We start from the raw sequence: 23115 nt of genomic DNA, 5'->3' as shown, positions 1-23115 counted from the left end.
AGGGAGCAAACCGAATCAGCCGGCCAGCGCGGCGCTTGTCGCGAGCACCGCAATAGCTCCCTCTCCCCCTAGGAGAGGGCTGGGGTGAAGGTGGGCGGCACCGGGTCTCAATGAGCTTCTTCCAGATCGTCGTGCAGCAGCCCGAGGATCTCGCGCTTCATCTCGATGAACTGGCGGTCCATGACCATGTCCAGCGAGCGCGGGCGCTCGATGGGCACGTCGAGGATGCGCTTGATGCGGCCGGGGCGTGCGCCCATGACGTAGACGCGGTCGCCCAGCAGGATGGCCTCGTCGATGTCGTGGGTGACGAACACCACGGTCTTCTTGCTGTGGTCCCACACGCGCAGCAGCAGTTGCTGCATCTGCATGCGGGTCTGGCTGTCGAGGGCGCCGAAGGGCTCGTCCATCAGCAGGATCTGCGGGTCGTTGGCCAGCGCGCGGGCGATCGCCACGCGCTGCATCATTCCGCCGGAGAGCTGCTTGGGATAGTTGTTCTCGAAGCGGCGCAGGCCGACTTCGTCGAGGTAGTAGTCGACGATCTCACGGCGCTCGGCCGCCGGCATGCCGCGACGCTTGAGGCCGAACTCGACGTTCTGCCGCACGGTAAGCCAGGGGAACAGGGTGTAGCTCTGGAACACCATGCCGCGGTCGGCGCCGGGGCCGTCGACCAGTTGGCCGCCGACGTAGATGTCGCCTTCGGTGGGTTCGGCCAGGCCGGCGGTGAGGTAGAGCAGGCTCGACTTGCCGCAGCCCGACGGGCCGACGATGACCGCGAACTGCTGGTCCGGCACTTCGAAGGAGACGCTCTCCAGCGCGCTGAAGGTGCCGCCCTCGGGTGTGCGGTAGCGCAGGCTGACGTTCTCCACCCGCAGGCGCGGCGGCCTGGCTTGTTCCTGACCGGTCACGGCCGCTTCTTCCTGCTTGATCGCTACTGCGCCCATGACGCCACCTTCAGTCGGATGAATCGGAAGAGTTGGTCAGTGATCAGGCCCAGCAGGCCGATGATGGCGATGGCCAGGAAGATCACGTCGACCTGGAAGCCGCGCATGGCCTTGAGGCTGATGTAGCCCAGGCCGCTGGAGGCGGCGACCAGTTCGGCCACGACCAGGTAGGTCCAGGCCCAGCCCATGGTCACGCGCAGGGTGTCGAGCACGCCCGGCAGCGACGCCGGGCCGAGCACGTGGAGGACTACGTCGCGACGGTTGCAGCCCAGGGTGTAGGAAGCGTTGACCAGGTCCTTGGCGACGCCGCGGGAAACGTCGGCGATCATCACCAGTTGCTGGAAGAACACGCCGAAGATGATCACGGTGACGCGCTGTTCCAGGCCGATGCCGATCCACAGGATGAACAGCGGCACGAAGGAGGTCACCGGCAGGTAGCGAATGAAGTTCACCAGCGGCTCGAGGAAGGCCTGGACGATGCGGAAGCTGCCCATCAACAGGCCCAGCGGTACCGCCACCAGCGAGGAGATGATGAAGCCGATCATCACCACCTTGACGCTGGCCATCACGTGGGTGGCGAGGGTGCCGTCACTGGCCAGGCGCACGCCGGCCGCGAGCACCGCGTCCGGGGTGGGCAGGAACATCGCCGGCACCACGCCGCCATAGGAGAGCCCGGCCCACAGGCCGAACACGAGCAGCCAGCACAGGGTGCCGGCAGACCAGACCAGCTTCAGCGGCAGGTCGACCTTGGGCGTCAGGCAACGGCTGAGCCAGGATTGCGAACGACGAGGCATCGCGGATTCCTCCAGGCGAGCGGCACGGCGCCGCCCGCGGGGACAAGAGTGAGACGGTTACTCGGAGACGAAGCGCGGGTCGACCAGGTCGTCGTAGCTGACTTCCAGGCGCTTGCCCTGCAGGCCGCTCCAGGTTTCGTTGGCGAGGCGGATCAAGCCCTTGATGTCGCCGGGCTTGCCGGGAGTGCCAATGAGTTGCTCGCTCATGGCCTTGTCGTAGAAGCGCACACCCTTGGCGGCATCGGCCAGGGCCTTGGGATCGGAGAGGTAGCCGCCAACGCCCTTGGCCATGATGGCGTAGGCCTCGTCCGGATGCTCCTTGGTGTACTGCACGGCCTTGTACAGGCCTTTCACCAGGGCCTTGACGTCCTCGGGCTGCTTCTCGATCACGTCGCAGTTGAGCGCGACCACGTCGACGATCACGCCGGGGGTAGTGGAGCTGTCCACCAGCACCTTGCCCTGCTGCTTCTCGCGCACCAGGGAGAGGTGCGGTTCCCAGGTCACGGCGGCGGGCACGCGGCCGGCGATGAAGGCGCTGGCGGCATCGTCGGCAGTCATGTTCTGCACCTTGATGTCGCTCATGTTCATGCCGGCGTGCTTGAGCAGGTAGGCCAGCCAGAACTGCGAGACGGAGCCTTCGTTGACCGCCACTTCCTGGCCCTTGAGCTGGGCCAGGGAGGTGACGTCCTTGCCCACCAGCACGCCGTCGCCGCCATGGCTGTCGTCCAGCGCAGCCACGGCCTTGAAGCAGAACTTCGGCCGGTACTTGAGGATTTCGTCGATGGTGGAAGCGGAGCCGGAGAGCTGGCCGGAGGCCTGGGCCGCCATGTACATCGAGGCTTCCTCGATGGTGGTCAGCTGCAAGTCGAGGCCCTGCTCCTTGAAGTAGCCCAGGTCGCGGGCGAGATAGAGGGTGCCGTAGCCGACCCAGGTGGTGTGGCCGATGGACAGGGTGCCGGCCTGCGCGCCAGAAGCGGCGGCGAGAGCCAGGGCGGAACACGCGATGGAACGCACGAGCAAGGACTTGATCATGAAGCACTCCCACAGCCGTTTGGCTTTGTTGTTGATTTACTGCGGCAGTGGCCAGGAGGCCGGTAGAACCGGGACATGGGCGGCATCGGGCTCTATGGCCCAGCGTCTGAAGGCTTTGTCTCGCGACATGTCTGACAGGCCGATGGTGGCCGAAGCGGGAGGCTCGGAAAATTATTAAATATGTCGTTGCGCCATAAGAAAAAGCTGCCTTGCCGGCGAAATTGCACCAGCATGGCGCAGGGGAGAGCTCGGCCGCGCGCGGGTTGTTCCGCGCTGCACTATGGTTGAACGCAGCTCTCCTCAAGGAAGGTTTCCAGCATGGCCCCCCGCCCCATTCTCTCGGCCCTGGCGCTCGTCGCCGGGCTGTCGTTGCATCCCGCTGCCGCCGTTGCCGCCCAGGGCCAACCACAGGCCAGTGCGCCCGCTTCGCCGGCAGTCGCCGAAGAACTGAAATGGCCCCGGGATTTCGCCCTGGGCGACCAGCACGTGCAGATATTCCAGCCGCAGATCGAAGACTGGGACGGCACCCGCATGGGCGGCCGAGCGGCCATCGCCATCGGCGCCGCCAATGCCGCGCCCACCTACGGAGTGGCGCAGTTCTCCACTGCCGCGGCCATCGACAAGGCCAGCGGCCTGGTGCAACTCACCGACCTGCGCATCGAAAAGGTCGAAGTCCCCACCGCACCAGACAGCGCCGACAAGGTGCGCGATGCCCTGGTGGCGCGGCTGCCCAAAGAAGGCCTGACGGTCTCCCTCGACCAGTTGCAGGCCAGCTACGCGGTGAACCAGCAACTGGACAAGCTGCGCCACGTGGAAGTGAAGAACGACGCGCCGCAGATCATTTTCGCCAGCACCCCGACCGTGCTGGCGATGATCGACGGCCAGCCGAAGTGGCAAGCCCTGGCGGGCAGCGACTTCGAGCGGGTTATCAACAGCCGCGTGCTGCTCCTGCGCGACGCCCAGGGCAACAACTACCTGAACGCCGCCGGTAACTGGTACACGGCGCAGGCGCTGGACGGCACCTGGCTGGTGCTCAGCCAACCGCCCAAGGCGCTGGTCAGCGCCCAGCAGGCCGCGGAGAAGGCCGGCCCGGTTGACGCGCTGTTGCCCAAGAACGGCAAGAAGCCGGGCAAGGCGCCGGCCGTCCTGGTGGCCACGCAGCCCACCGAACTGATCGTCAGCGACGGCACCGCGCAGATGGCGCCGGTGGACGGCGTCAGTCTGCTGAGCCTGAACAATGCCGATCACGCGGTGTTCGTCGATCCGACCCACAACACCTGGTACGTGCTGGTGTCCGGGCGCTGGTTCAGCGGCCCCGGTGAGAAAGGCCCGTGGACCTATGTGCCCGGCAAGGACCTGCCCGCCGACTTCGCGAAGATCTCCGCCAAGGATCCGAAAGCCAACGTCCTCGTGTCGGTTCCCGGTACGCCCCAGGCCAAGGAGGCCGCCATCGCCGCGAGCATCCCGCAGACCGCCAGCGTCTCGCGCAGCAAGGCCACGTTGAAGGTCACCTACGACGGCGCGCCGAGCTTCCAGCCGATCACCGGCACCAGCCTGAATTACGCAGTGAACACGCCGACGCCGGTGATCGAAGTGGCGGCCAACCAGTTCTTCGCCGTGAGCAACGGCGTCTGGTTCACCGCGCCCAGCCCGACCGGCCCGTGGCAGGTGGCCGCCGAAGTGCCTGCGGCGATCTACGGTATCCCGCCCAGTTCGCCGGTGTACTACGTGACTTATGTGCACATCTACTCGGTGACCCCGCAAACCGTGGTTGTCGGCTACACGCCGGGCTACCTGGGCGTGGTGATCAACAGCGACGGCACAGTGGTGTACGGCACGGGCTACACCTATCCCGCCTATGTCAGCAGCACTGTGTACTACGGTTATCCACCGACCTACGGCTATGGCGCGGGCTTTGCCGTCGGCGCGCTGACCGGCTTCGCCTTCGGCTATGCCGCCGGTGCGTACTGGGGTTCGCCGGAGCCCTACTGGGGACCGTACTGGGGACCTTATCCACAGGGCGGCTGGAGTTATACCAACATCAACCAGGCCAACTTCTACGGGCGCTGGGGCCAGGGCACCGTCACCCACGCCTATGGCTACAACGCCTGGACCGGCACCCACTGGCAGGGCAGCTCGGCGGCCGGCTACAACCCGCGCACCGGCACCCGCTTCGCCAGCAGCCAGGGCGCGGCGTTCAACCCCTATACCGACCAGGGAGTGGCCGGGCGGCGCGGGGCCTATTCCAATGCTTCCACCGGTACCTCCGCCGCAGGGCGCAGTGGCGTGGCCTACGATGCCGATAGCGGCGACTTCAAGGCCGGCCAGCAGGGCGTGAAGCACAACGCCCAGACCGGTCGCACCACCATCGCCGAGCGCGGGGTATCCGGCGATGTGGATGACGGTCGCGGCAGCTACGACCACGACAACCGCGGCGTGACCTACAACCGTCGCACCGGCAACGCCGTGGCCTGGAAGAATGGCGACGTCTACGCCGGCCACGATGGCAACGTCTACCAGCACACCGACAACGGCTGGCAGCAACACACCAGCAACGGCTGGCAGCCTGTACAGCCGAACCAGGCCAACATGCGCGGGCAACTGGAGCAGCAATACCAGTCGCGGCAGATCGGCCAGCAGCGCTTCAACCAGACGCAGCGGCAATGGGGCGGTGGCGGGCATTTCGGCGGCGGCCACATTGGCGGCGGCGGTTTCCGCCGCTGAGGTTGTGGGCAAGGTTTTCCACACCGCTTGAGCCTGTGGAAAACCGCTTCGGGCGAGGCTCGGAACTTATCCACACGCCTTGCCCTTGCCCACTCGCCCTCGGCAAGATGCCCGCTCCCACCACCATCGCGGGGTTGCCGTGACCGCTCTGTTCCAGGCCCTGTGGCCATTGTTCGCGCTGATCGTCGGCGGCTTCGTGCTGCGCCGCAAAGGTTTCCCCGGCGAAGCTTTCTGGCCGGCGGCGGAGCGGCTCAACTACTTCATCCTGTTCCCCGCATTGCTGGCCAGCAGCCTGGCCAGCGCGCCGCTGGACGACCCCGGCCTTGCCCGCCAGGCGCTGGCGGTGGTGCTGGGCCTGGGCATCGCCTGGATCGCCCTGTTGATCGCCAAGCGCCTGCGCGGCTGGAACGCCGCGCGCTTCGGCGCCATCGCCCAAGGCGTGCTGCGCTTCAACACCTACCTGGGGCTCGCCGCAGTGGGCAGTCTTTATGGCAAACCGGGCCTGACCCTGGCCGCGCTGATGCTGGCTTTGATGGTGCCGACGGTGAACGTGATGTCGGTCTGGGCGCTGACCGCCGAACGCGGCATCAGCCTGCGTTCGCTACTGCTGCCGATCGTCAGGAATCCGCTGATCCTCGCCTGCGTGCTGGGCGCGTTGCTGAATGTGAGCGGCATCGGCCTGCCGGGCGGCACGGACCGGCTGTTCAACCTGCTGGCCGTAGCAAGCCTGCCGCTGGGCCTGCTCTGCGTGGGGGCAGCGCTGCAGCCCCAGGAGCTGCGTGCGGAAGTATCGGCGCTGGGCTGGAACTGCGCGATCCGCCTGCTGGCCATGCCCTTGCTGGCCTTCGCCATCGCTCGCCTGCTGGCGCTGCCGCCGCTGGAGAGCGCGCTGCTGGTGATGTTCTTCGCCTTACCCACAGCCCCGACAGCGTACGTACTGACCCGCCAGTTGGGCGGCGAAAGCGGGCTGATGGCGGGGATCATTACCCTGCAGACGTTGCTGGCGGGCGCCAGCCTGCTGCTGGTCATGGGAGCGATCCAGGCATAAGTCCGAAGAAAGGCTACGCGTAGGAGCGGACTCCGTCCGCCATGGCTTCCGGCGCGTTGCGGACCTATCGCGGACAAAGTCCGCTCCTACGTACGGCAAGACGCTGTAGCGTCCTGAGGAGCGCCCCACAGGCGCGCTCGCGGGCATGGCCCTCCTGCAAGAATCGTCAGATCAGTGGAAATTCCTGCGAAAGCCTGCTGAAAGCTTGACCCCCTAGCATCGCCGCCTCGGTCGTCCCGGCCGGACCTGCGTTCGCGCAGCGTACAAAAACAACAATCGGTGATCGCTCATGCCCCGTTTCCTGTCCGTCCCCGCTACCACTCCGTCCGTGCCACTCGTGCTTATCCACAGCCGCTGCTGACCCCCAGCGCCGAGACGGAGTTATCCCCATGCTGACTTTCCTCGCCTTCGCCATGGTGGCGACCTTTATGTTCCTGATCATGACCAAGCGGCTCTCGGCGCTGATCGCGCTGATCCTGGTCCCGATCGCCTTCGCCCTGCTCGGCGGCTTCGCCAAGGGCCTGGGGCCGATGATGCTGGACGGCATCCGTACGCTGGCGCCAACCGGCGTGATGCTGATGTTCGCCATCCTCTACTTCGCCATCATGATCGACTCCGGCCTGTTCGACCCGGCGGTAAGGCGCATCCTCAAGCTGGTGAAAGGCGACCCGTTGAAGGTGTCGATGGGCACCGCCGCGCTGGCGATGATCGTCTCGCTGGATGGCGACGGCTCGACCACCTACATGATCTGCGTGGCCGCCGTGCTGCCGCTGTACAGCCGCCTGGGCATGAGCCCGCTGCTGATGGCCTGCCTGATCATGCTCTCCAGCGGCGTGCTGAACATGACGCCCTGGGGCGGGCCCACTGCCCGCGCGGCCAGCGCGCTACATGTCGATCCGGCGGACATCTTCGTGCCGATGATCCCGGCCATGCTCGCCGGCATCGCGGCGATCTTCGCCCTCGCCTGGGTCTACGGCAAACGCGAGCGCGCCCGCCTGGGCGAGTTGCACCTGCCGACCGACCACGAAGCGATGGCGGACGTGAGCGTGTCGCAGTACCCCGAGGCGCGTCGGCCGAAGCTGCTGTGGTTCAACGCCGTGCTCACCGTCGTGCTGATGGGCACCCTGATCGCCGGCCTGCTGCCGATGCCGGTGCTGTTCATGATCGCCTTCGGGATCGCGATGATCGTCAACTACCCCTGCATCCTGGAGCAGAAGAAGCGCATCGGCGCCCACGCCGAGAACGTCCTCGCGGTGGTCTCGCTGATTTTCGCCGCGGGCGTATTCACCGGGATCCTTTCCGGAACGGGCATGGTCGAAGCCATGTCCAAGAGCCTGCTGGCGGTGATCCCGCCGGCGCTGGGGCCGTACCTGGCGACCATCACGGCGCTGGTGAGCATGCCGTTCACCTTCTTCATGTCCAATGACGCTTTCTACTACGGCGTGCTCCCGGTACTCTCCCAGGCCGCCGCGCAGTACGGCATCACGCCGGTGGAAATGGCCCGCGCCTCCATCGTGGGCCAGCCGGTGCACCTGCTCAGCCCGCTGGTGCCCTCGACCTACCTGCTGGTCGGGCTGGCCAAGATCGACTTCGGCGACCATCAGCGCTTCACCCTCAAATGGGCCGTGCTGGTGTGCCTGGCGATCCTCGCCGCCGCGCTGCTGCTGGGCCTGTTCCCGCTCTTCAATGACTGACCGATCAACGACCGACTTCGAGTACCGCGACAATGGAATGGCTGACCAGCCCTGAAATCTGGATTGCGTTCTTCACCCTGACTGCCCTGGAGATCGTCCTGGGCATCGACAACATCATCATGATCTCCATCCTGGTCGGCCGCATGCCCAAGCACATGCAGCCGCGCACGCGCTTCTTCGGGCTGGCGCTGGCGATGGTCACGCGCATCCTGCTGCTGCTCTCGATCACCTGGGTGATGCGCCTGACCGCCGACCTGTTCCACGTGTTCGGCCAGGGCATTTCCGGGCGCGACCTGATCCTGTTCTTCGGCGGCCTGTTCCTGCTGTGGAAAAGCAGCAGCGAAATCTTCCACGGCCTGGAGGGTGAGGATGAAATCGAGGGCGAACCCAAGAGCGTGATGGGCGGCTTCATCGGCACCATCATCCAGATCGCCATCATCGACATCGTGTTCTCGCTGGACTCGGTGATCACCGCCGTGGGCATGGTTTCCAACGTGCCGGTGATGGTCGCCGCCATTGTGGTCGCGGTGCTGGTAATGATGCTGGCGGCGGGCGCCATCAGCGACTTCATCGACAAGCACCCGTCGCTGAAGATGCTCGCGCTGTCCTTCCTCATCGTGGTCGGCACCGTGCTGATCGCCGAAGCCTTCGAAGTCCACGTGCCCAAGGGCTACGTCTACTTCGCCATGGCCTTCTCGCTGGCGGTGGAAGCGCTGAACATCCGCATGCGCACCGCGCGCGGAAAGAAGGACGCGGACCCGGTGAAGCTGCGCAAGGATATTCCCGGCCAATAGCCCACAAAAGCTATCCACAGGCGCACTGTGGAAAACCAAAAGCCGGGCTTTCCACAGCCCGGCTTTTTATTCACAGCAGATCGATTTCACGGACGTGCGACCGGCTCCGGCCAGTTCAGCACGCCCTTGTCGTTGAAGCGCACCGTGCCGAACAGACCACCCGCCAGCTTGCCGTTGATCTCGTAGGGCATGCCCTGGCGCGGTGGCCCGCCGGACAGGCCCCAGGCCTGGCGGAAGGCGGAGAAGGCCGAGATGCTCACCGGCACGCTGATCACTGCTTCGCCAAAGCGCGGCACCTGCCCGCTGGCGTCGCTCACCCCACTGGCCAGCGGCTGGCCATTCACCGACAGGTCCAGGGCGATGCCGTTGTAGTCGATGGCCTGGTCGTTGGGGTTCTGTACCCGCAGCTTGACCGTGAAACGCGCCTCCATGCCCTGCCCGGTCGCCGGCTCCAGGCCAACCAGATCGATGTTCAGCGGGTCGCGCGTGCCAAACAGGCTGCTGCAGGCGCCCAGCGCCAGCAGCAAGGTCATCAGGGCAATACGCCGGGCAATCGCCATGCTCTCTCCTCGTCGATTCACTTCAGGGTAGCCGGGCGCAGCCGCCACACGGTGTTGCCCACATCATCGGCCACCAGCACGCCGCCAAACTTATCCACAGCGACACCGACAGGACGGCCCATGGCTTCTTCCTTGTCGTTGACGAAACCGTCCAGCACCGTCACCGGCTGGCCGTTGGGCTTGCCGCTGCCGAAGGGGATGAACACCACCTGGTAACCGCTGCGCGGCTTGCGGTTCCACGAGCCGTGCTGGCCGATGAACACGCCGCCACGATAGCGCTCCGGCAGCAGGCTGCCCTGATAGAAGGCAAGGCCGAGGGATGCGGTGTGCGAACCCAGGGCGTAGTCGGGCACCAGGGCCTTCTGCACCATGTCCGGGCGCGGCGGTTCGACGCGTTTATCCACATGCTGGCCGAAATAGCTCCAGGGCCAGCCGTAGAAGCCGCCTTCCTTCACCGAGGTCATGTAGTCGGGCACCAGGTCGTTGCCCAGTTCGTCGCGCTCGTTCACGGCTGTCCACAGGGCGCCGGTGTTGGGCTCCCAGCCCAGCCCGTTGGGGTTGCGCAGGCCGGAGGCGAATACCCGCACGTTACGGTTGGAGAGGTCGATCTGCAGGATCGCCGCGCGGTTCCTCTCCGCGTCCAGCCCGTTCTCGCCGACGTTGCTGTTGGAACCCACAGTGGCGTACAGGTAGCGGCCGTCGGGGCTGGCGAGGATATTCTTGGTCCAGTGGTGGTTGATCGGCCCGCCCGGCAGGTCGACGACCTTTTCCGCCGGTGCGCTGATCGTCGTCTCACCGGTCTTGTACGGGAAGCGCACAACGGCGTCGGCGTTGGCGACATACAACCAGTTATCCACAAGCGCCATGCCGAAGGGCGAGAACAGGCCTTCCAGCAGCACGCTGCGCTGTTCCGGCACACCGTCGCCATCGGCGTCGCGCAGCAGGGTGATGCGGTTGGCGCTGGGTACCGAGGCCCCGGCCTTGGCCATGACCTTGCCGGCGACCCAGTCCTTCAATCCGCCGGATTCTTCCTTGGGCGGTGCCGAGCTTTCCGCCACCAGCACATCGCCGTTGGGCAGCACGTAAAGCCAACGCGGGTGTTCGAGCTTGTCGGCGAAGCGCTGCACCTCCAGGCCTTCGGCAGCACGGGGCATCTGCCCGGCGGGCCAGCCGGTGGCGGTGGCGATATTGACGGTGGGCAGCACGCTGCTCTGGGGTTCGGGCAATTGCGGTTGAGGTCCGGTGCCGGCGTTGAACGGCAGCGCCGACTTGTCGCCGCAACCGGCCACCGCCAGTGCGATCAGGAGGGGGAACGACCTACGCATGCAACTTCTCCTCGGCCTGTGGCGCATCCATGTCGATGAGCACTTCTGTCAGCAAATGGTTAGGCAGTCTAGACATATCCGCCCGCCGATCCGTGCGAAATAACCGATGCAAAGCCTCTCGCACCCGTGTTTGATCGGCTTTACTGACAGACAGGAATCCCGGCAAATCAGAGATTTGGCGAACCCTCAGGGAAGAACGAGGGTCTACCATGACAGTCTTGTGACAATCGCCTGAATGCTGCCGTGTCCTTCTCGGCCCTCCGCGCTGTCTGTACGGAGCCGCGGGCGAGGTCGTTACAGGGTCCGTCGACGGACGCTCCGCCCGCGGGCCCATTTGCGTGCAAGGGGGCCCGACATGCTCAAACTGCTCGATCTGCTCTCTGCCGTCGCCCTGTTGGTGTGGGGCACTCACATAGTCCGCACCGGCATCCTCAGGGTCTACGGCAGTAATCTGCGAAAAATCCTCAGCCGCAGCGTAGAAAAGCGCCCGCTGGCCTTCGCCGCCGGCATCGGTGTCACCGCGCTGGTGCAGAGCAGCAACGCCACGGCGCTGCTGGCGACCTCCTTCGTCGCCACCGGGCTGATGGCCCTGGCGCCAGCGCTGGCGATCATGCTCGGCGCCGACGTCGGCACGGCGCTGATGGCGCGGGTACTGACCCTCGATCTGTCGTGGCTGTCGCCGCTGCTGATCTTCTTCGGGGTGATCTTCTTCCTCGGCCGCCAGAAGTCGCGCCTCGGCCAACTGGGCCGGGTATTCATCGGCCTCGGGCTGATCGTCCTGGCGCTGCAACTGATTGTCGCCGCGGCAGAACCCATGACCCAGGCCAAGGGTGTCAAGGTGCTGTTCTCCAGCCTCACCGGCGACGTGATGCTGGATGCGCTCACTGGCGCGCTGTTCGCGATGATTTCCTATTCCAGCCTGGCGGCCGTGCTGCTTACCGCGACGCTGGCCGCCTCCAAGGTGATCTCGCTGAAAGTGGCGCTGTGCCTGGTGATCGGCGCCAACCTGGGCAGCGGAATCCTGGCGATGATCAGTGCCTCCTCGCAGAACGCCGCCGGCCGCCGCGTGGCACTGGGCAGCCTGCTGTTCAAGGTCGTCGGCTGCGCCCTGGTGCTGCCGCTGGTAGGCCCGCTGGCCGACTGGATCGACCACTGGCAGTTCAGCACCGCCGAACTGGTGATCGCCTTCCACGTGCTCTACAACACCACCCGCTGCCTCGCCTGCCTGCCGCTGACCGGGCAGATGGCAGCCTTCTGTACGCGCATCATGCCCGACCGCCATTCGCCGGAAGATATCGTGCGCCCGCGCCACCTCGACCCCGGCGCACTGGACACACCGAGCCTGGCGCTGGTCAATGCGGTGCGCGAAACCCTGCGCATGGGCGATATCGTCGAGCAGATGCTGAACAACCTGATGCAGGTTATCCACAGCGGCGACCCGCTGCTGGGCAAGGAGATCCGCAAGCAGGATGACGACGTCGACGCCCTCTACACCGCGATCAAGCTGTACCTGGCGCGCATGCCCCGCGAAGACCTGAGCGAAGCCGACAGCCGTCGCTGGGCGGAGATCATCGAACTGGCGATCAACCTCGAGCAGGCGGGCGACATCATCGAGCACATGCTCGGCGCCGTGCAGGACAAGAAGACCTCGCGCAGCCGCTCCTTCTCCGACAACGGCCTGGAGGAGATCACCGTGCTGCACGGTCAGTTGGTGGCCAACCTGCGCCTGTCCCTGTCGGTGTTCCTCAATGGTGACCAGGAAGGCGCCAAGCGCCTGCGTCGCGCCAAGCAGCGCTTCCGCCTGCAGGAACGGCGCTTCGCCCACTCGCATGTCGATCGCCTGCGCCAGCAGGTGGTACAGAGCATCGAGACCAGCTCGCTGCACCTGGACCTGATCAGCGACATGAAGCGCTTGAACTCGCTGTTCTGCGCCATCGCCTATGCTGTTCTGGACAACCCGGATGCCAGCAGTTCGGCAATCACTGAACTTGGGGAAGACGATGACTTCGTTGAACGCGAAGTCGAAGCGGTACAGGATCAGCAGCGGCCGGCTCCGCCCGGCTCCAGCGCGACGGGTTGACGGCCAGGGACAGGGCGAGCGCTTCGTCGGAACGTTCGCCAGCCCCTACAAAGTCCTGATATCACGACGCCCAGGGTTCGGGCAGAATCCGCCGCCATGGAAGCATGCACTCAATCCCAACGCCCTCCCTCGGTCAGCGCCAGCCTGACCCAGGCCATTCTGCTGGCGGCCGTGCGTCTCGGTATGAACCGCGATGTGCTGCTCGCTGCCAGCGGCATTCAGGAATCCCAGCTCAGCGATCCGGATGCGCGCATCGACTTCGCGCTGCAGGAGCGCATGTGGCAGGTGATCCAGACCGACTTGAAGCACGACGAGCCAGGCCTGGCGATGGGCCGCGCCCTGTCGCCGGCCTCCTTCAGCGCGCTGGGCTATCTGCTGCAGTCGAGCACCACGCTGGGTGACGCCCTCGAGTCGGCCATGCGCTACCAGCGCCTGGTAGGCGAAGGCGGCCAGGTAGCCATTGAGGCGCAAGCCGAGATCATCTGGGTGACCTATCGCCCGCTGCGCCCCGAGCCGCCAGCGACCCGAGCCCGCGCCCTGGCGCTGCTGGGGTTCTGGGCGCGCCAGCTGCGCGCCCTGCTCAGCGGCCTGCAACTGGCCGGCTGCCGCTTCATGCACAGCCAGCCGGAGAATCTCGAAGAATATGAGAAGGCCTTCGGCTGCCCTCTGCAGTTTGATGCCCCTGACTACGCCATGGGACTGCCCAGGGCACTCATCGACGCTCCGCTGCCCCAGGCCAATCCGCCGCTGCGCGATCTGCTTCGCCAGCACGCCGAAGGCCTGCTCGCCCGGCTGCCCAGCGCCAGCATCAGCGGCCGTGTCGTCGCCCTGCTGGGTGAGCAACTGGCCCGCGGCGAGCCAGGCCGCGCTTCGGTTGCCAGCGAGCTGGGCCTGAGCGAGCGCACGCTGCAGCGCCGGCTGGCGGAGGAAGGCAGCAGTTATCAACAGCTTCTCGCCGACACCCGCCGGCAGCTGGCGGAACGCTACCTGGGCGAAGGCAACCTGCCGGCCACGGATATCGCCGCCCTGCTCGGCTATTCCGAACCCAGCGTGTTCTTCCGTGCCTTCCGTCACTGGACGGGACTGACACCGGGCGAGTACCGCCAGCGCAGGCGGCAGTCAGGCAGTTAGCCGGCCTCGGCAAGTAACGACCAGGAAGCTTTTCAACAGACTTGCCTACAGGATATCCACAGCCTGAGATTCAGCCGTTCGGTCCCCGCGCGGCGAGATAGGCCAGGAAGGCCTCGCGGCTGGAATAGCGCGGCTCGTAGCCGAACTCTTCCTTCAACCGGCGATTGTCCAGCACTGGCCGATAGCGCAGGTAGTCCACCTGTTCCGGACCGAAGCGCGACAAACCCAGCGGCTTGAGCAGCCCCAGCCCCATGCGCATCAGGCCTGCAGGCATGGACCGATAGGGTTTGTTGAGCAGGCCGGCGATTTCGCGCAAGGACAACGCGCCATCGCCGGCGAGGTTGTAGATGCCCTCGCTGCCGCGTTCCAGTCCCTGGCGGATCACGTTGACGACATCCTGGTCCCAGATGAACACGAAGCGGCTGCGGTGCCCCAGCACTCCCACCATGGTGGGCCGGGCAAAGAGTTCGCTCAGCGGGTTATGCACACGTCGGCCGAGGATGGTGCCGGGACGCAGGATCAACTGCTTGAGCTGTGGATAACGTTTCCGCGCGTCGGCCAGCAGCTGTTCGATCTCCTGCTTGCAGCGCGCATGGAGCAGGTGCGGGTGTCCGCGCAGCGGATGGGATTCGTCGATCCACTCGGCGTTGTCGCGGTGAAAGCCATAAGCGACGCCGGAGCTGGTGACTATCAGCTGCTGCACGCCGTTCTGCCGCGCCGCCTCGATCAGCGCGCGAGTACCGCCGACTTCGATGGCATGCAGCTTCTGCGAGGTCATTTCCCGCGGCGGGTTGACCACGGCGGCGAGATGGACGATGGCGTCCGGCCGCCATTGTTCTATGCAGGCATTCACCTGCGCAGCCACCCCCAGGTCCAGTGCAACCGGCTCGATGTTGGGGCGCAGGCCCTGGGTATTGATGCGCCTGACGTCTCCGGCGATCAGCGTCCAATCCAGGTGCTGCACGGCCAGCTCATTGAGCAGGCTCTGCCCCAGAAAGCCAGCGGCGCCGGTGATCAATACGCGCATGAAACCTCCAGATCGCTCGGGTACGCGGCGAACTTTGGGCTATTGAAGGGGTGCGTGCTTGCAGCGTAGTTCCACTGCGCCAGCACCGACAGTGACCGCACAAGCCAGCCCCATGACCAAAGATGCCACCCGACAAAGGTTGAACGCGGTGGGTTCGAGCCGGTCAATCCGCTATCCTCACGGCTTTGCGTCCAGGCTCACCGCTCATGCGTTGGTTGTTCGTCCCCCTGCTGTCCCTGCTGCTCAACACTTGGTCCCTTGCCGACCAGCGACAGACGGTCGAGGCCTATCAGCTGGAGAACGGCATGGGCGTGCTGTTCAAGCCCACCCGCGAGAAGGGCCACGTGTCGATCCGCCTGATCGTCGGCGTCGGCTTCAGTGATTTCAGTTGCCGCGACCGGCAGCTACCGCACCTGATGGAGCACCTGTTCTTCAGTGGCCTGGATGGCGGCGACGAGGCCGACCTGGAAGCGCGCATGCAGGCCCTGGGCGGCCAGTGGAACGCCTACACCAGCGAGGGCGACACCGCTTTCGTCGTCGAATCCCCCGCCGCCACCCAGCGCCAGGTGCTGGACCTGCTGCTGGAAATCATCACCCGCACCCAGCTCGACCAGCGCAGGATCGACTCCGCCAAACAGGTGCTGGTGCGCGAGGACGGCGGCCATTATTCGCATCTGCAGCGCTGGCTGGACCACCAGAACGTCAGCCGCGCCGGCCAGGAACAGCTGGCCGTGGAACTGGGGCTGTCGTGCGACGAGCGCGCGCCTGTGGATAACCTGACCCAGGCCCAGCTGGAGCAGCTGCGCAAGGACTGGTACGTCCCCAGCAACATGACCCTGATCATCGTCGGCGACCTCGACCCGCGCCTGCCGGTCTACCTGGGCCGCACCTACGGCGCCCTGGTCGATCACGACACCCCGGAGCGCCGCGACCTGCCGCAGATGAAGAAGGGGGCCGAGCGCCAGCGCAGCCTGACCACCGGGCTGTTCGGCGAAAGCGCCGTACTGCACTGGATATTCCCCGAGCCGGCGGAAGCCGACGGCGCCACGCTGGACCTGCTGCAGGCCTACCTCAACGATGCGCTCTACACCGAGCTGCGTGTACGCCGGGAGCTCTCCTATGGCCCCTGGAGCGAACGCACCGCCTGGGCCAACCAGGGCTTCATGAGCCTGAACGCCGATGTCGAGCGCGACCAGGAGAAGGTGACCCAGCAGGCCCTGAAGGACCTGGTGGACAAGATCCGCCATGACGGCCTCGACCCGCAGCGCTTTGCCCGCATCCAGCGCGTGGCGCGCGCGCAACTGGCCTGGAGCACACCGGGCAACTCGACGCTGGCGGATTACTACTGGGGTGCCCTGGCGGATTTCGACGACGGCAAGTTCCCCGACGAGGACAAGCGCCTGGCAAGGGTCAGCCTCAAGCAAGCCAACGACGTGGCGCAGCAGCTGTTCAAGGACGAGGGTTATCTGCGTATCGAGAAACCGCTGCTGGACGACGATATGGTCTATCCACTTTCAGCGCTGGGCGCGCTGCTGTTGGCGGTCCTGGTCGGGCTGGCGCTCTGGCGCCGGCGGGGCTGATTGCCCGCCGGGCCGGATGAGCCTCAGAGGGCGAGGCGGCGGATGACCTGGCAGGAATCGTCCGGGTCGACCTGAGCGCGGAAGCCCAGCTCGCGGGCCATGTCACGCATGTCGCGGTCCATGGACGAGTCGATCGAGTACATCTGGTGGAAGCCATTGCGCTTGGCCACGTCGATCAGGTGGCGCATCAGTGCAAGGCCAAGACCCAGTTGCTTGAACTCGTCGGCGATGGTCACCGCGCATTCGCACTGCTGGTTATCCACAGCCGCGTAACGGCTGATGCCGACTTCGCGCAGTTCACCGTCCACATGGGTCAGGGCGATGAAAGCCATGGTGGTCTGGTAGTCCACGTCCATCAGGCGATCGAGCAGTCTGTCGTCGATCTTCACTTCGCCGTGGAAGCGGAATTTGCGGGTCATGGGGGACAGGCGCTCGAGGAACAGGCGCTCGCGCTCGCGATCTTCCGCGCGCAACGGGCGGATCAGCACATGGCTGCCGTCTTCGAGGGTTTCTATCCAATGATCGGCGCCAACAGCCCCGAGGGCTGCGAGCTCGGCGGTGGGGTGGGTGATCATGACGCGTTCTCCGCTGGAGAAGAGGGATTGGGTTGACCCTATCCTTCTCCTGCGCGGTCCGGGCAAGCCTGACCTGAGTCAATGCCGCCCGAAACCGCGCTGGGGCAGAACGTCGCAGAGCGTCTCAGGCCCCAGCGGCCAGCGCCCCTTCCCGCGCACGGGCGCCCTTGCGGAACAGCACCAGGGTGGCGAGCAGGCCCAGGGCCGCCGCGCCACTGAGCCAGATTCCCGGAGCAGCCTTGTTGTCGAGGGTGTGGATAAGCCAGGTGCAGACCGCCGGGGTGAAGCCGCCGAAGGTCGCGGTCGCCAGGCTGTAGGCCAGGGAGAAGCCGGTGGTGCGCACGTCCGCCGGCATGATCTCGGTGAGTGCGACGACCATCGCACCGTTGTAGCTGCCATAGAGGAAGGACAGCCACAGCTCCACCTCCAGCAGGCGAGCGAAGCTGGGCTCGGCCACCAGCCAGGACAACATCGGGTAGGCGGTCACCAGCGCCAGCACAGTGGCGGCCAGCAGCAGCGGCTTGCGACCGATGCGATCGGACACCGCCCCCATCACCGGCAGCCAGATGAAGTTGGACAGGCCCACGCACATGGTCACCAGCAGGCTGTCGAAGTCCGACAGGTGCAGCTCGTTCCTGCCGAAGGTCGGGGTGTACGCGGTGATCAGGTAGAAGGACACCGTGGTCATCACCACCATGGCGGTGCCGGCCAGCACCAGGCCGAAGTTCTGGCCGATGGAGCGCAGCACCTGGCCCAGGGTCGGGCGATGCTTGCGCTGCTGGAACTCCGGGGTTTCCTCCAGCGAGCGACGGATGATGAACAGCGCCGGGACGATCAGGCAGCCGATGAAGAAGGGCACGCGCCAGCCCCACTCGCCCATGTCCTGCGGGCTCAGCCAGTGGTTGAGGATCACGCCCAGCAGGCCGGCAAACACCACGGCGACCTGTTGGCTGGCCGATTGCCAACTGACGAAGAAGCCGCGCTTGCCCGGGGTGGCGATTTCCGCGAGGTAGACCGACACGCCGCCCAGCTCCACGCCGGCGGAGAAGCCCTGCAGCAACCGGCCGAACAGCACCAGCAAGGGTGCCGCGACACCCAGGGTGGCGTAGCCCGGAACGAAGGCGATCAGCAGGGTGCCCATGGCCATCAGGCCCAGGGTGATGATCAGGCCCTGGCGACGGCCGTGACGGTCGATGTACGCGCCAAGGAAGATGGCGCCGAGCGGACGCATCAGGAAGCCGGCGCCGAAGGTCGCCAGCGACAGCATCAGGGAGGCGAAGGGGTCGTCGCCGGGGAAGAAGGTCTTGGCAATGGCGGTGGCATAGAAGCCATACACCATGAAGTCGTACATCTCGAGGAAGTTGCCACTCACCACGCGGAAGACGGCTTTGGCTTTGGAATTGTTCGAGGCCATGGGGACATCACTCAGGCTGACACACGGGAATTTCCACGAAGGAAATCGACAGTCGCCATCCGGGTGGATCGGGGCAGTGGAGGGTCGACGTATTTGTAACCCTATGTGTAATGACCGACATCAGACAATCGAAAAATGGCTGAAAGGTGTGAATTACATGGGTTTGAAAGCTTCGCGAAAGCTTCGATGCTGTTCGTCGGCAAAAACCATCATGGTCTTGATAAGGAAAATCAACTATCCGGGTTTCTTCGACGCCCAAGTTGCTACCTGAAACTTCCCATCAACTTCCTTCAGAAACTTCCTAGGAAACTTTCGCCATATAAGATTATTAACAAGCTATTTTACTGAGTAATAAATCCTAATTTTATATAGGAACTTTCCTTCAATAATCATTAACTTTTCCCACAAATTAAACGGAAAAGGCTAGTGATATGAAATGGAGTTTCCTACTTATCCTGACATTGACAGGATGCAATGGCTGGGTATCGCCGGAAACCGACAGTCGCCTGACCGAGCGCTACTTCCAGGTCCTGTCAGGCCCGCCACTGCCCGGCCTGCTGGTTGCTTCCGCGGTGCAGTGGAACGCCGACTACGCGGTAACCGCGGCCCACACCCCTTATCTGATGAATCAGGCGTACCGCTGCAGCACAGGTTGCGACCTGCTGTTCATCGCCCACAAGGCAGTGGGTGAAGTTCCGCACTGGCGGGATTTCCGCCCGGGTGAAAGGGTGACCGCCATCGGCAGCAGCACGCTGATGATCCCTGTGAGCTCCCAGGGTCGGGTCTGGCCGGTTCCATTCGTCAACTCCGGTTCGCGAAGTACCGAGCGCTACGGCGTGCACGATGCCGCGATGGCCAAGGGCATGTCCGGCGGCCCGCTGCTGGCCGGAGATGGCAGCGTGCTCGGGATCAACATCGGCTTCCGTGCCGGCTGGACGCCGCCGGCGAACCGACCGGAACTGGCCGGAATGGAGCGGCTCAGTGTCTTCGTCCCCTACCAGGTGATCCAGCGCGAATGGCTGCTGTTTCAGGAGCAGACGAAGCGCGGGGCGACCCGCCAGCTTCAGGCGAAGAACCAGTAGCAGACGCTGATGGACGCCAGCACGCCGGCGAGGTCTGCCAGCAGCGCGCAACCCACGGCATGGCGCGCACGCTGAATGCCAACGGCACCGAAGTACACGGCCAGCACATAGAAGGTGGTCTCGGTGCTGCCCTGCACGGTGGCGGCTACCAGGGCCGGGAAGCTGTCCACGCCGTGGGATTGCATGGTCTCCAGCAGCATCGCCCGCGCGGCGCTGCCGGAGAACGGCTTGACCAGCGCGGTAGGCAGCGCATCGACGAAGCGGGTGTCCCAGCCCACGCCTTCGACCACCCAGCGAATGCCGTCCAGTGCCATCTCCAGCGCACCTGAGGCGCGCAACACGCCAACGGCGCAGAGCATCGCCACCAGGTACGGCAGCAGGCTCTTGGCGACATCGAAGCCTTCCTTCGCGCCTTCGACGAAGGTTTCGTACACCGGCACCTTCTTCAGCCAGCCGACGACGAGGAACAACATGATGATGCCGAACAGCGTCAGGTTGCCCAGCAGCGAGGACAGTTGCGCCAGCGTTGTGGCGGACAGCCCGGCGAGCAAGGCCATGAAGGCACCCAGCGCCAGCGCACCGGGAATCAGGTAGGCCAGCACGACCGGATCCCACAGACGCAGGCGCTGCATCACGGCGACGCTGAGCAGACCAACCAGCGTGGAGGCGCTGGTCGCCAGGAGGATCGGCAGGAACACCAGGGTCGGATCCACCGCGCCCTGCTGGGCGCGGTACATGAAGATGGTCACCGGCAGCAACGTCAGGGAGGAAGCGTTGAGCACCAGGAAGAGGATCTGCGCATTACTCGCAGTGGTGCTGCTGGGGTTGAGTTCCTGCAGCGCCTTCATGGCCTTCAGGCCGATCGGCGTGGCGGCGTTGTCCAGGCCCAGGCCGTTGGCGGCGAAGTTCAGGGTGATCAGGCCGATGGCCGGGTGACCGGCAGGCACTTCCGGCATCAGGCGGCGGAACAGGGGGCCAAGGACGACCGCGAGCTTTTCCACCAGCCCGGCCTTTTCGGCGATGCGCAGGAAGCCCAGCCACAGGGTCAGGGTGCCGAACAGCAGCACCATGACTTCCACCGACAACTTGGCCATGGCGAACAGGCTTTCCACCATGGCGGCGAAGACGGTGGCTTCGCCGCCCAGCAGCCAGCGGGAAAGCGCGGTGACAGCCGCCACAATGAAAAAGCTCAGCCACAGGCCGTTGAGCATGGATCGTCCCCCTTGGAATGGCCCGGATGATAGCGGCACGGACCCCACCGACGCCAGAAACGACAAGGCCCCGGACGCTGCCGGGGCCTTGTGGATAACCCTTGCGGGTCAGTGAGCGGCGGGGCTTTCCTTGCCGTCCGCGCTCTCGCCTTCGAGGAAGGCTTCAACGCGACCGTTCTGCATGGCCTGCCAGTAACGGGCGCCTTTCTGCGCGTCGTACACGCCTTCCCACTTGGAGATGACCAGCACGGCCAGGGCGTTGCCGATCACGTTCAGCGCGGTGCGCGCCATGTCCATGATGCGGTCGACGCCGGCGATGAAGGCCAGACCTTCCAGCGGAATGCCCACGCTGCCCAGGGTCGCCAGCAGCACCACAAAGGAAACGCCCGGCACGCCGGCGATGCCCTTTGAGGTGACCATCAGGGTCAGCACCAGCATCAACTGCTGGCCGATGGACAGGTCGATGCCGTAGAGCTGGGCGATGAAGATCGCCGCGATGCTCTGGTACAGGGTCGAGCCATCGAGGTTGAACGAGTAGCCGGTGGGCACCACGAAGCTGCTGACCGCTTTCGGCGCGCCGTAGGCTTCCATCTTCTCGATGATGCGCGGCAGCACGGTCTCGGAGCTGGCGGTGGAGTAGGCCAGGACCAGTTCATCCTTGAAGATGCGCATCAGCTTGATGATGGAGAAGCCGAACAGGCGTGCGGCCAGGCCCAGCACCATGAAGGCGAAGAAGGCGATGGCGAAGTACACCAGCACCACCAGCTTGGCCAGCGGCAGCAGCGAGGCGAAGCCGAAGTTGGCCACCGTCACGGCGATCAGCGCGAACACGCCGATGGGGGCGTAGCGCATGATCATGTGGGTGACGCGGAACATGGCCTCGGCCACGCCCTGGAACATCTTCACCAGGGGCTCGCGGGTCGGCGCCGGCAGCGAAGACAGGCCCAGGCCGAACATCACCGAGAAGAAGATGATCGGCAGCATCTCGCCGCGGGCCATGGCCGCGAAGATGTTCGACGGGATCAGGTTGAGGATGGTCTCGATGAACGCGTGGGGGTGCTCGACTTCCTTGGCGGTCTGCGCGTACTGGGAGATATCCACAGTACCCAGGGTGCTCATGTCGATGCCGGCGCCGGGCTGGAAGATGTTCGCCAGCAGCAGGCCGACCACGATGGCGACCGTGGTGATGATCTCGAAGTAGATGATGGTCTTCAGGCCGATGCGGCCGAGTTTCTTCGCATCACCCATGCCGGCGATGCCGACGATGAGCGAGGAGATGACGATCGGAACGACGATCATCTTGATCAGGCGGATGAAGATATCGCCCGCCGGCTGGAGGATGTTGCTGATCCACCAGGCCTTTTCCGCGCTGAAATGGTTGAGCGCGGCGCCCAGTGCAATTCCGAGTACCAGGCCGATGAGGATCTGCCAGGCGAGGCTGAGCTTGGCTTTGCCCATAGTGAGTCACCCTTGATTCTTGTGGAAGTCGGGGTCGCCGAACCATCGGGATGCCGACGGCCAGCGAAAAAAGGGGCGCATGATTCCGACCCACCCCTTTCCCGTCTAATGCCGGAAACGCCTACCCCATGCACAATCGGCATAGGAAAAGGCATCTGAAACCTTGGTTCCAGGTCGTAAGACCCTTGATTTTCTGCATGACCCAGGTTCCTCGATGCCTGTCACGCAGCGCTCTGCAAAGCCGTCTAGGCTTGCTGCTGATTGGCCATCAATGGCCCGGATTGTTCGGATGAGAAGTCCGCGCGCGCTCACGGGCGGATTCTTGTTACCGGATGTACGGTCGCCGCCAGGGGACCGTCATGGATGGCCGAGGGCGAGGAAAAGGGCCCTTCGACTGCGAGGCTGGCGGGAAAGCAGGCACTGTGGATAAGTGTCGGATTCCGCTCTTCATTATTGAGATGCCGGAGGGCCGTCGATTCGGCCGACGGGAATCGGCGAGGCATTGTAGGACGAATCTGCCTGAGTCCGAATTGACCGACATCAGTGAAGTTCGAGCGGGTTCGAGCAAGGGTGCGGATACCCTGCCGCCGCGACAGCCGGATAAGCAATGGGTTGTTCGATGTGGTGAAAACACAACGCGGTGAC

18 protein-coding genes are annotated in these 23115 nt (G+C 65.0%); 8 read left to right on the top strand and 10 right to left on the bottom strand.

The window, feature by feature from the left end; all coding sequences use genetic code 11:
• Window positions 1-107: 107 nt before the first annotated feature.
• The 3 genes from G4G71_RS03050 to G4G71_RS03040 are packed head-to-tail and all read right to left on the bottom strand — an operon-like array spanning window position 108 to window position 2767.
• Window positions 108-941 (bottom strand): ABC transporter ATP-binding protein, encoded by an 834-nt coding sequence (locus G4G71_RS03050; protein WP_024764975.1) that lies wholly within the window; start codon window positions 939-941, stop codon window positions 108-110.
• On the bottom strand, window positions 929-1735 hold the full coding sequence (locus G4G71_RS03045; RefSeq protein WP_024764976.1) for an ABC transporter permease: 807 nt from the start codon (window positions 1733-1735) through the stop codon (window positions 929-931). The genes G4G71_RS03050 and G4G71_RS03045 overlap by 13 nt, the downstream gene beginning before the upstream one ends.
• A gap of 57 nt (window positions 1736-1792) precedes the next feature.
• Window positions 1793-2767, bottom strand: coding sequence for an ABC transporter substrate-binding protein (locus G4G71_RS03040; protein WP_169935351.1), 975 nt, complete (start codon window positions 2765-2767; stop codon window positions 1793-1795).
• Window positions 2768-3085: 318 nt separating this feature from the next.
• On the opposite strand from G4G71_RS03040, the gene G4G71_RS03035 reads away from it, so the two are divergent.
• From G4G71_RS03035 to G4G71_RS03020, 4 genes are all read left to right on the top strand, one after another.
• Window positions 3086-5491, top strand: coding sequence for a carbohydrate-binding family V/XII (locus G4G71_RS03035; protein ID WP_169935350.1), 2406 nt, complete (start codon window positions 3086-3088; stop codon window positions 5489-5491).
• 85 nt (window positions 5492-5576) lie between these two features.
• Window positions 5577-6539, top strand: coding sequence for an AEC family transporter (locus G4G71_RS03030; protein WP_169935349.1), 963 nt, complete (start codon window positions 5577-5579; stop codon window positions 6537-6539).
• A gap of 389 nt (window positions 6540-6928) precedes the next feature.
• Window positions 6929-8233, top strand: coding sequence for a CitMHS family transporter (locus tag G4G71_RS03025; RefSeq protein WP_054907612.1), 1305 nt, complete (start codon window positions 6929-6931; stop codon window positions 8231-8233).
• 32 nt (window positions 8234-8265) lie between these two features.
• Window positions 8266-9027: a TerC family protein gene (locus G4G71_RS03020; RefSeq protein WP_169935348.1), complete on the top strand. Its 762-nt coding sequence runs from the start codon at window positions 8266-8268 to the stop codon at window positions 9025-9027.
• A gap of 86 nt (window positions 9028-9113) precedes the next feature.
• Here G4G71_RS03020 and G4G71_RS03015 read toward each other — a convergent pair whose 3' ends face one another.
• Complete coding sequence (locus G4G71_RS03015) at window positions 9114-9587, bottom strand: LEA/WHy family protein (RefSeq protein ID WP_045213830.1); 474 nt, start codon at window positions 9585-9587, stop codon at window positions 9114-9116.
• Between the two features lie 17 nt (window positions 9588-9604).
• Window positions 9605-10912, bottom strand: a complete 1308-nt coding sequence (locus G4G71_RS03010; RefSeq protein ID WP_169935347.1) for a PQQ-dependent sugar dehydrogenase — start codon at window positions 10910-10912, stop codon at window positions 9605-9607.
• Between the two features lie 355 nt (window positions 10913-11267).
• Here G4G71_RS03010 and G4G71_RS03005 point away from each other — a divergent pair, with 355 nt between their 5' ends.
• Window positions 11268-12992 carry a Na/Pi cotransporter family protein gene (locus tag G4G71_RS03005; protein WP_169935346.1) on the top strand — a complete coding sequence of 575 codons (1725 nt, stop codon included), beginning with the start codon at window positions 11268-11270 and terminating at the stop codon, window positions 12990-12992.
• 96 nt (window positions 12993-13088) lie between these two features.
• Complete coding sequence (locus G4G71_RS03000; RefSeq protein WP_169935345.1) at window positions 13089-14123, top strand: AraC family transcriptional regulator; 1035 nt, start codon at window positions 13089-13091, stop codon at window positions 14121-14123.
• Window positions 14124-14193: 70 nt separating this feature from the next.
• Here the strand turns inward: G4G71_RS03000 and G4G71_RS02995 are convergent, their stop codons facing one another.
• Window positions 14194-15150: an NAD-dependent epimerase/dehydratase family protein gene (locus G4G71_RS02995; RefSeq protein WP_169935344.1), complete on the bottom strand. Its 957-nt coding sequence runs from the start codon at window positions 15148-15150 to the stop codon at window positions 14194-14196.
• 206 nt (window positions 15151-15356) lie between these two features.
• Here G4G71_RS02995 and G4G71_RS02990 point away from each other — a divergent pair, with 206 nt between their 5' ends.
• Window positions 15357-16730, top strand: a complete 1374-nt coding sequence (locus G4G71_RS02990; RefSeq protein WP_169935343.1) for a M16 family metallopeptidase — start codon at window positions 15357-15359, stop codon at window positions 16728-16730.
• Window positions 16731-16753: 23 nt separating this feature from the next.
• Here the strand turns inward: G4G71_RS02990 and G4G71_RS02985 are convergent, their stop codons facing one another.
• The gene (locus G4G71_RS02985) at window positions 16754-17305 is read right to left on the bottom strand and encodes a GNAT family N-acetyltransferase (RefSeq protein WP_054907604.1); all 552 of its coding nucleotides are present in this window, start codon (window positions 17303-17305) and stop codon (window positions 16754-16756) included.
• A gap of 124 nt (window positions 17306-17429) precedes the next feature.
• Window positions 17430-18719 (bottom strand): MFS transporter, encoded by a 1290-nt coding sequence (gene tcuC, locus G4G71_RS02980; RefSeq protein ID WP_169935342.1) that lies wholly within the window; start codon window positions 18717-18719, stop codon window positions 17430-17432.
• Window positions 18720-19150: 431 nt separating this feature from the next.
• Here tcuC and G4G71_RS02975 point away from each other — a divergent pair, with 431 nt between their 5' ends.
• On the top strand, window positions 19151-19801 hold the full coding sequence (locus G4G71_RS02975) for a S1C family serine protease (protein ID WP_240964872.1): 651 nt from the start codon (window positions 19151-19153) through the stop codon (window positions 19799-19801).
• On the opposite strand, the gene G4G71_RS02970 is transcribed toward G4G71_RS02975, so the two are convergent.
• Window positions 19783-21012 (bottom strand): nucleoside recognition domain-containing protein, encoded by a 1230-nt coding sequence (locus G4G71_RS02970; protein WP_169935341.1) that lies wholly within the window; start codon window positions 21010-21012, stop codon window positions 19783-19785. The two genes, G4G71_RS02975 and G4G71_RS02970, sit on opposite strands and share 19 nt — an antisense overlap.
• A gap of 108 nt (window positions 21013-21120) precedes the next feature.
• A complete protein-coding gene (gene gltP, locus G4G71_RS02965; RefSeq protein WP_169935340.1) occupies window positions 21121-22470 on the bottom strand; it encodes a glutamate/aspartate:proton symporter GltP in 1350 nt (449 codons plus the stop codon).
• Window positions 22471-23115 lie beyond the last annotated feature (645 nt).

The organism is Pseudomonas multiresinivorans, from assembly GCF_012971725.1.
Lineage (GTDB): Bacteria > Pseudomonadota > Gammaproteobacteria > Pseudomonadales > Pseudomonadaceae > Pseudomonas > Pseudomonas multiresinivorans.
Note: the sequence above shows the minus strand (reverse complement) of the source record. Positions and strands in the feature narration are given on the sequence as shown.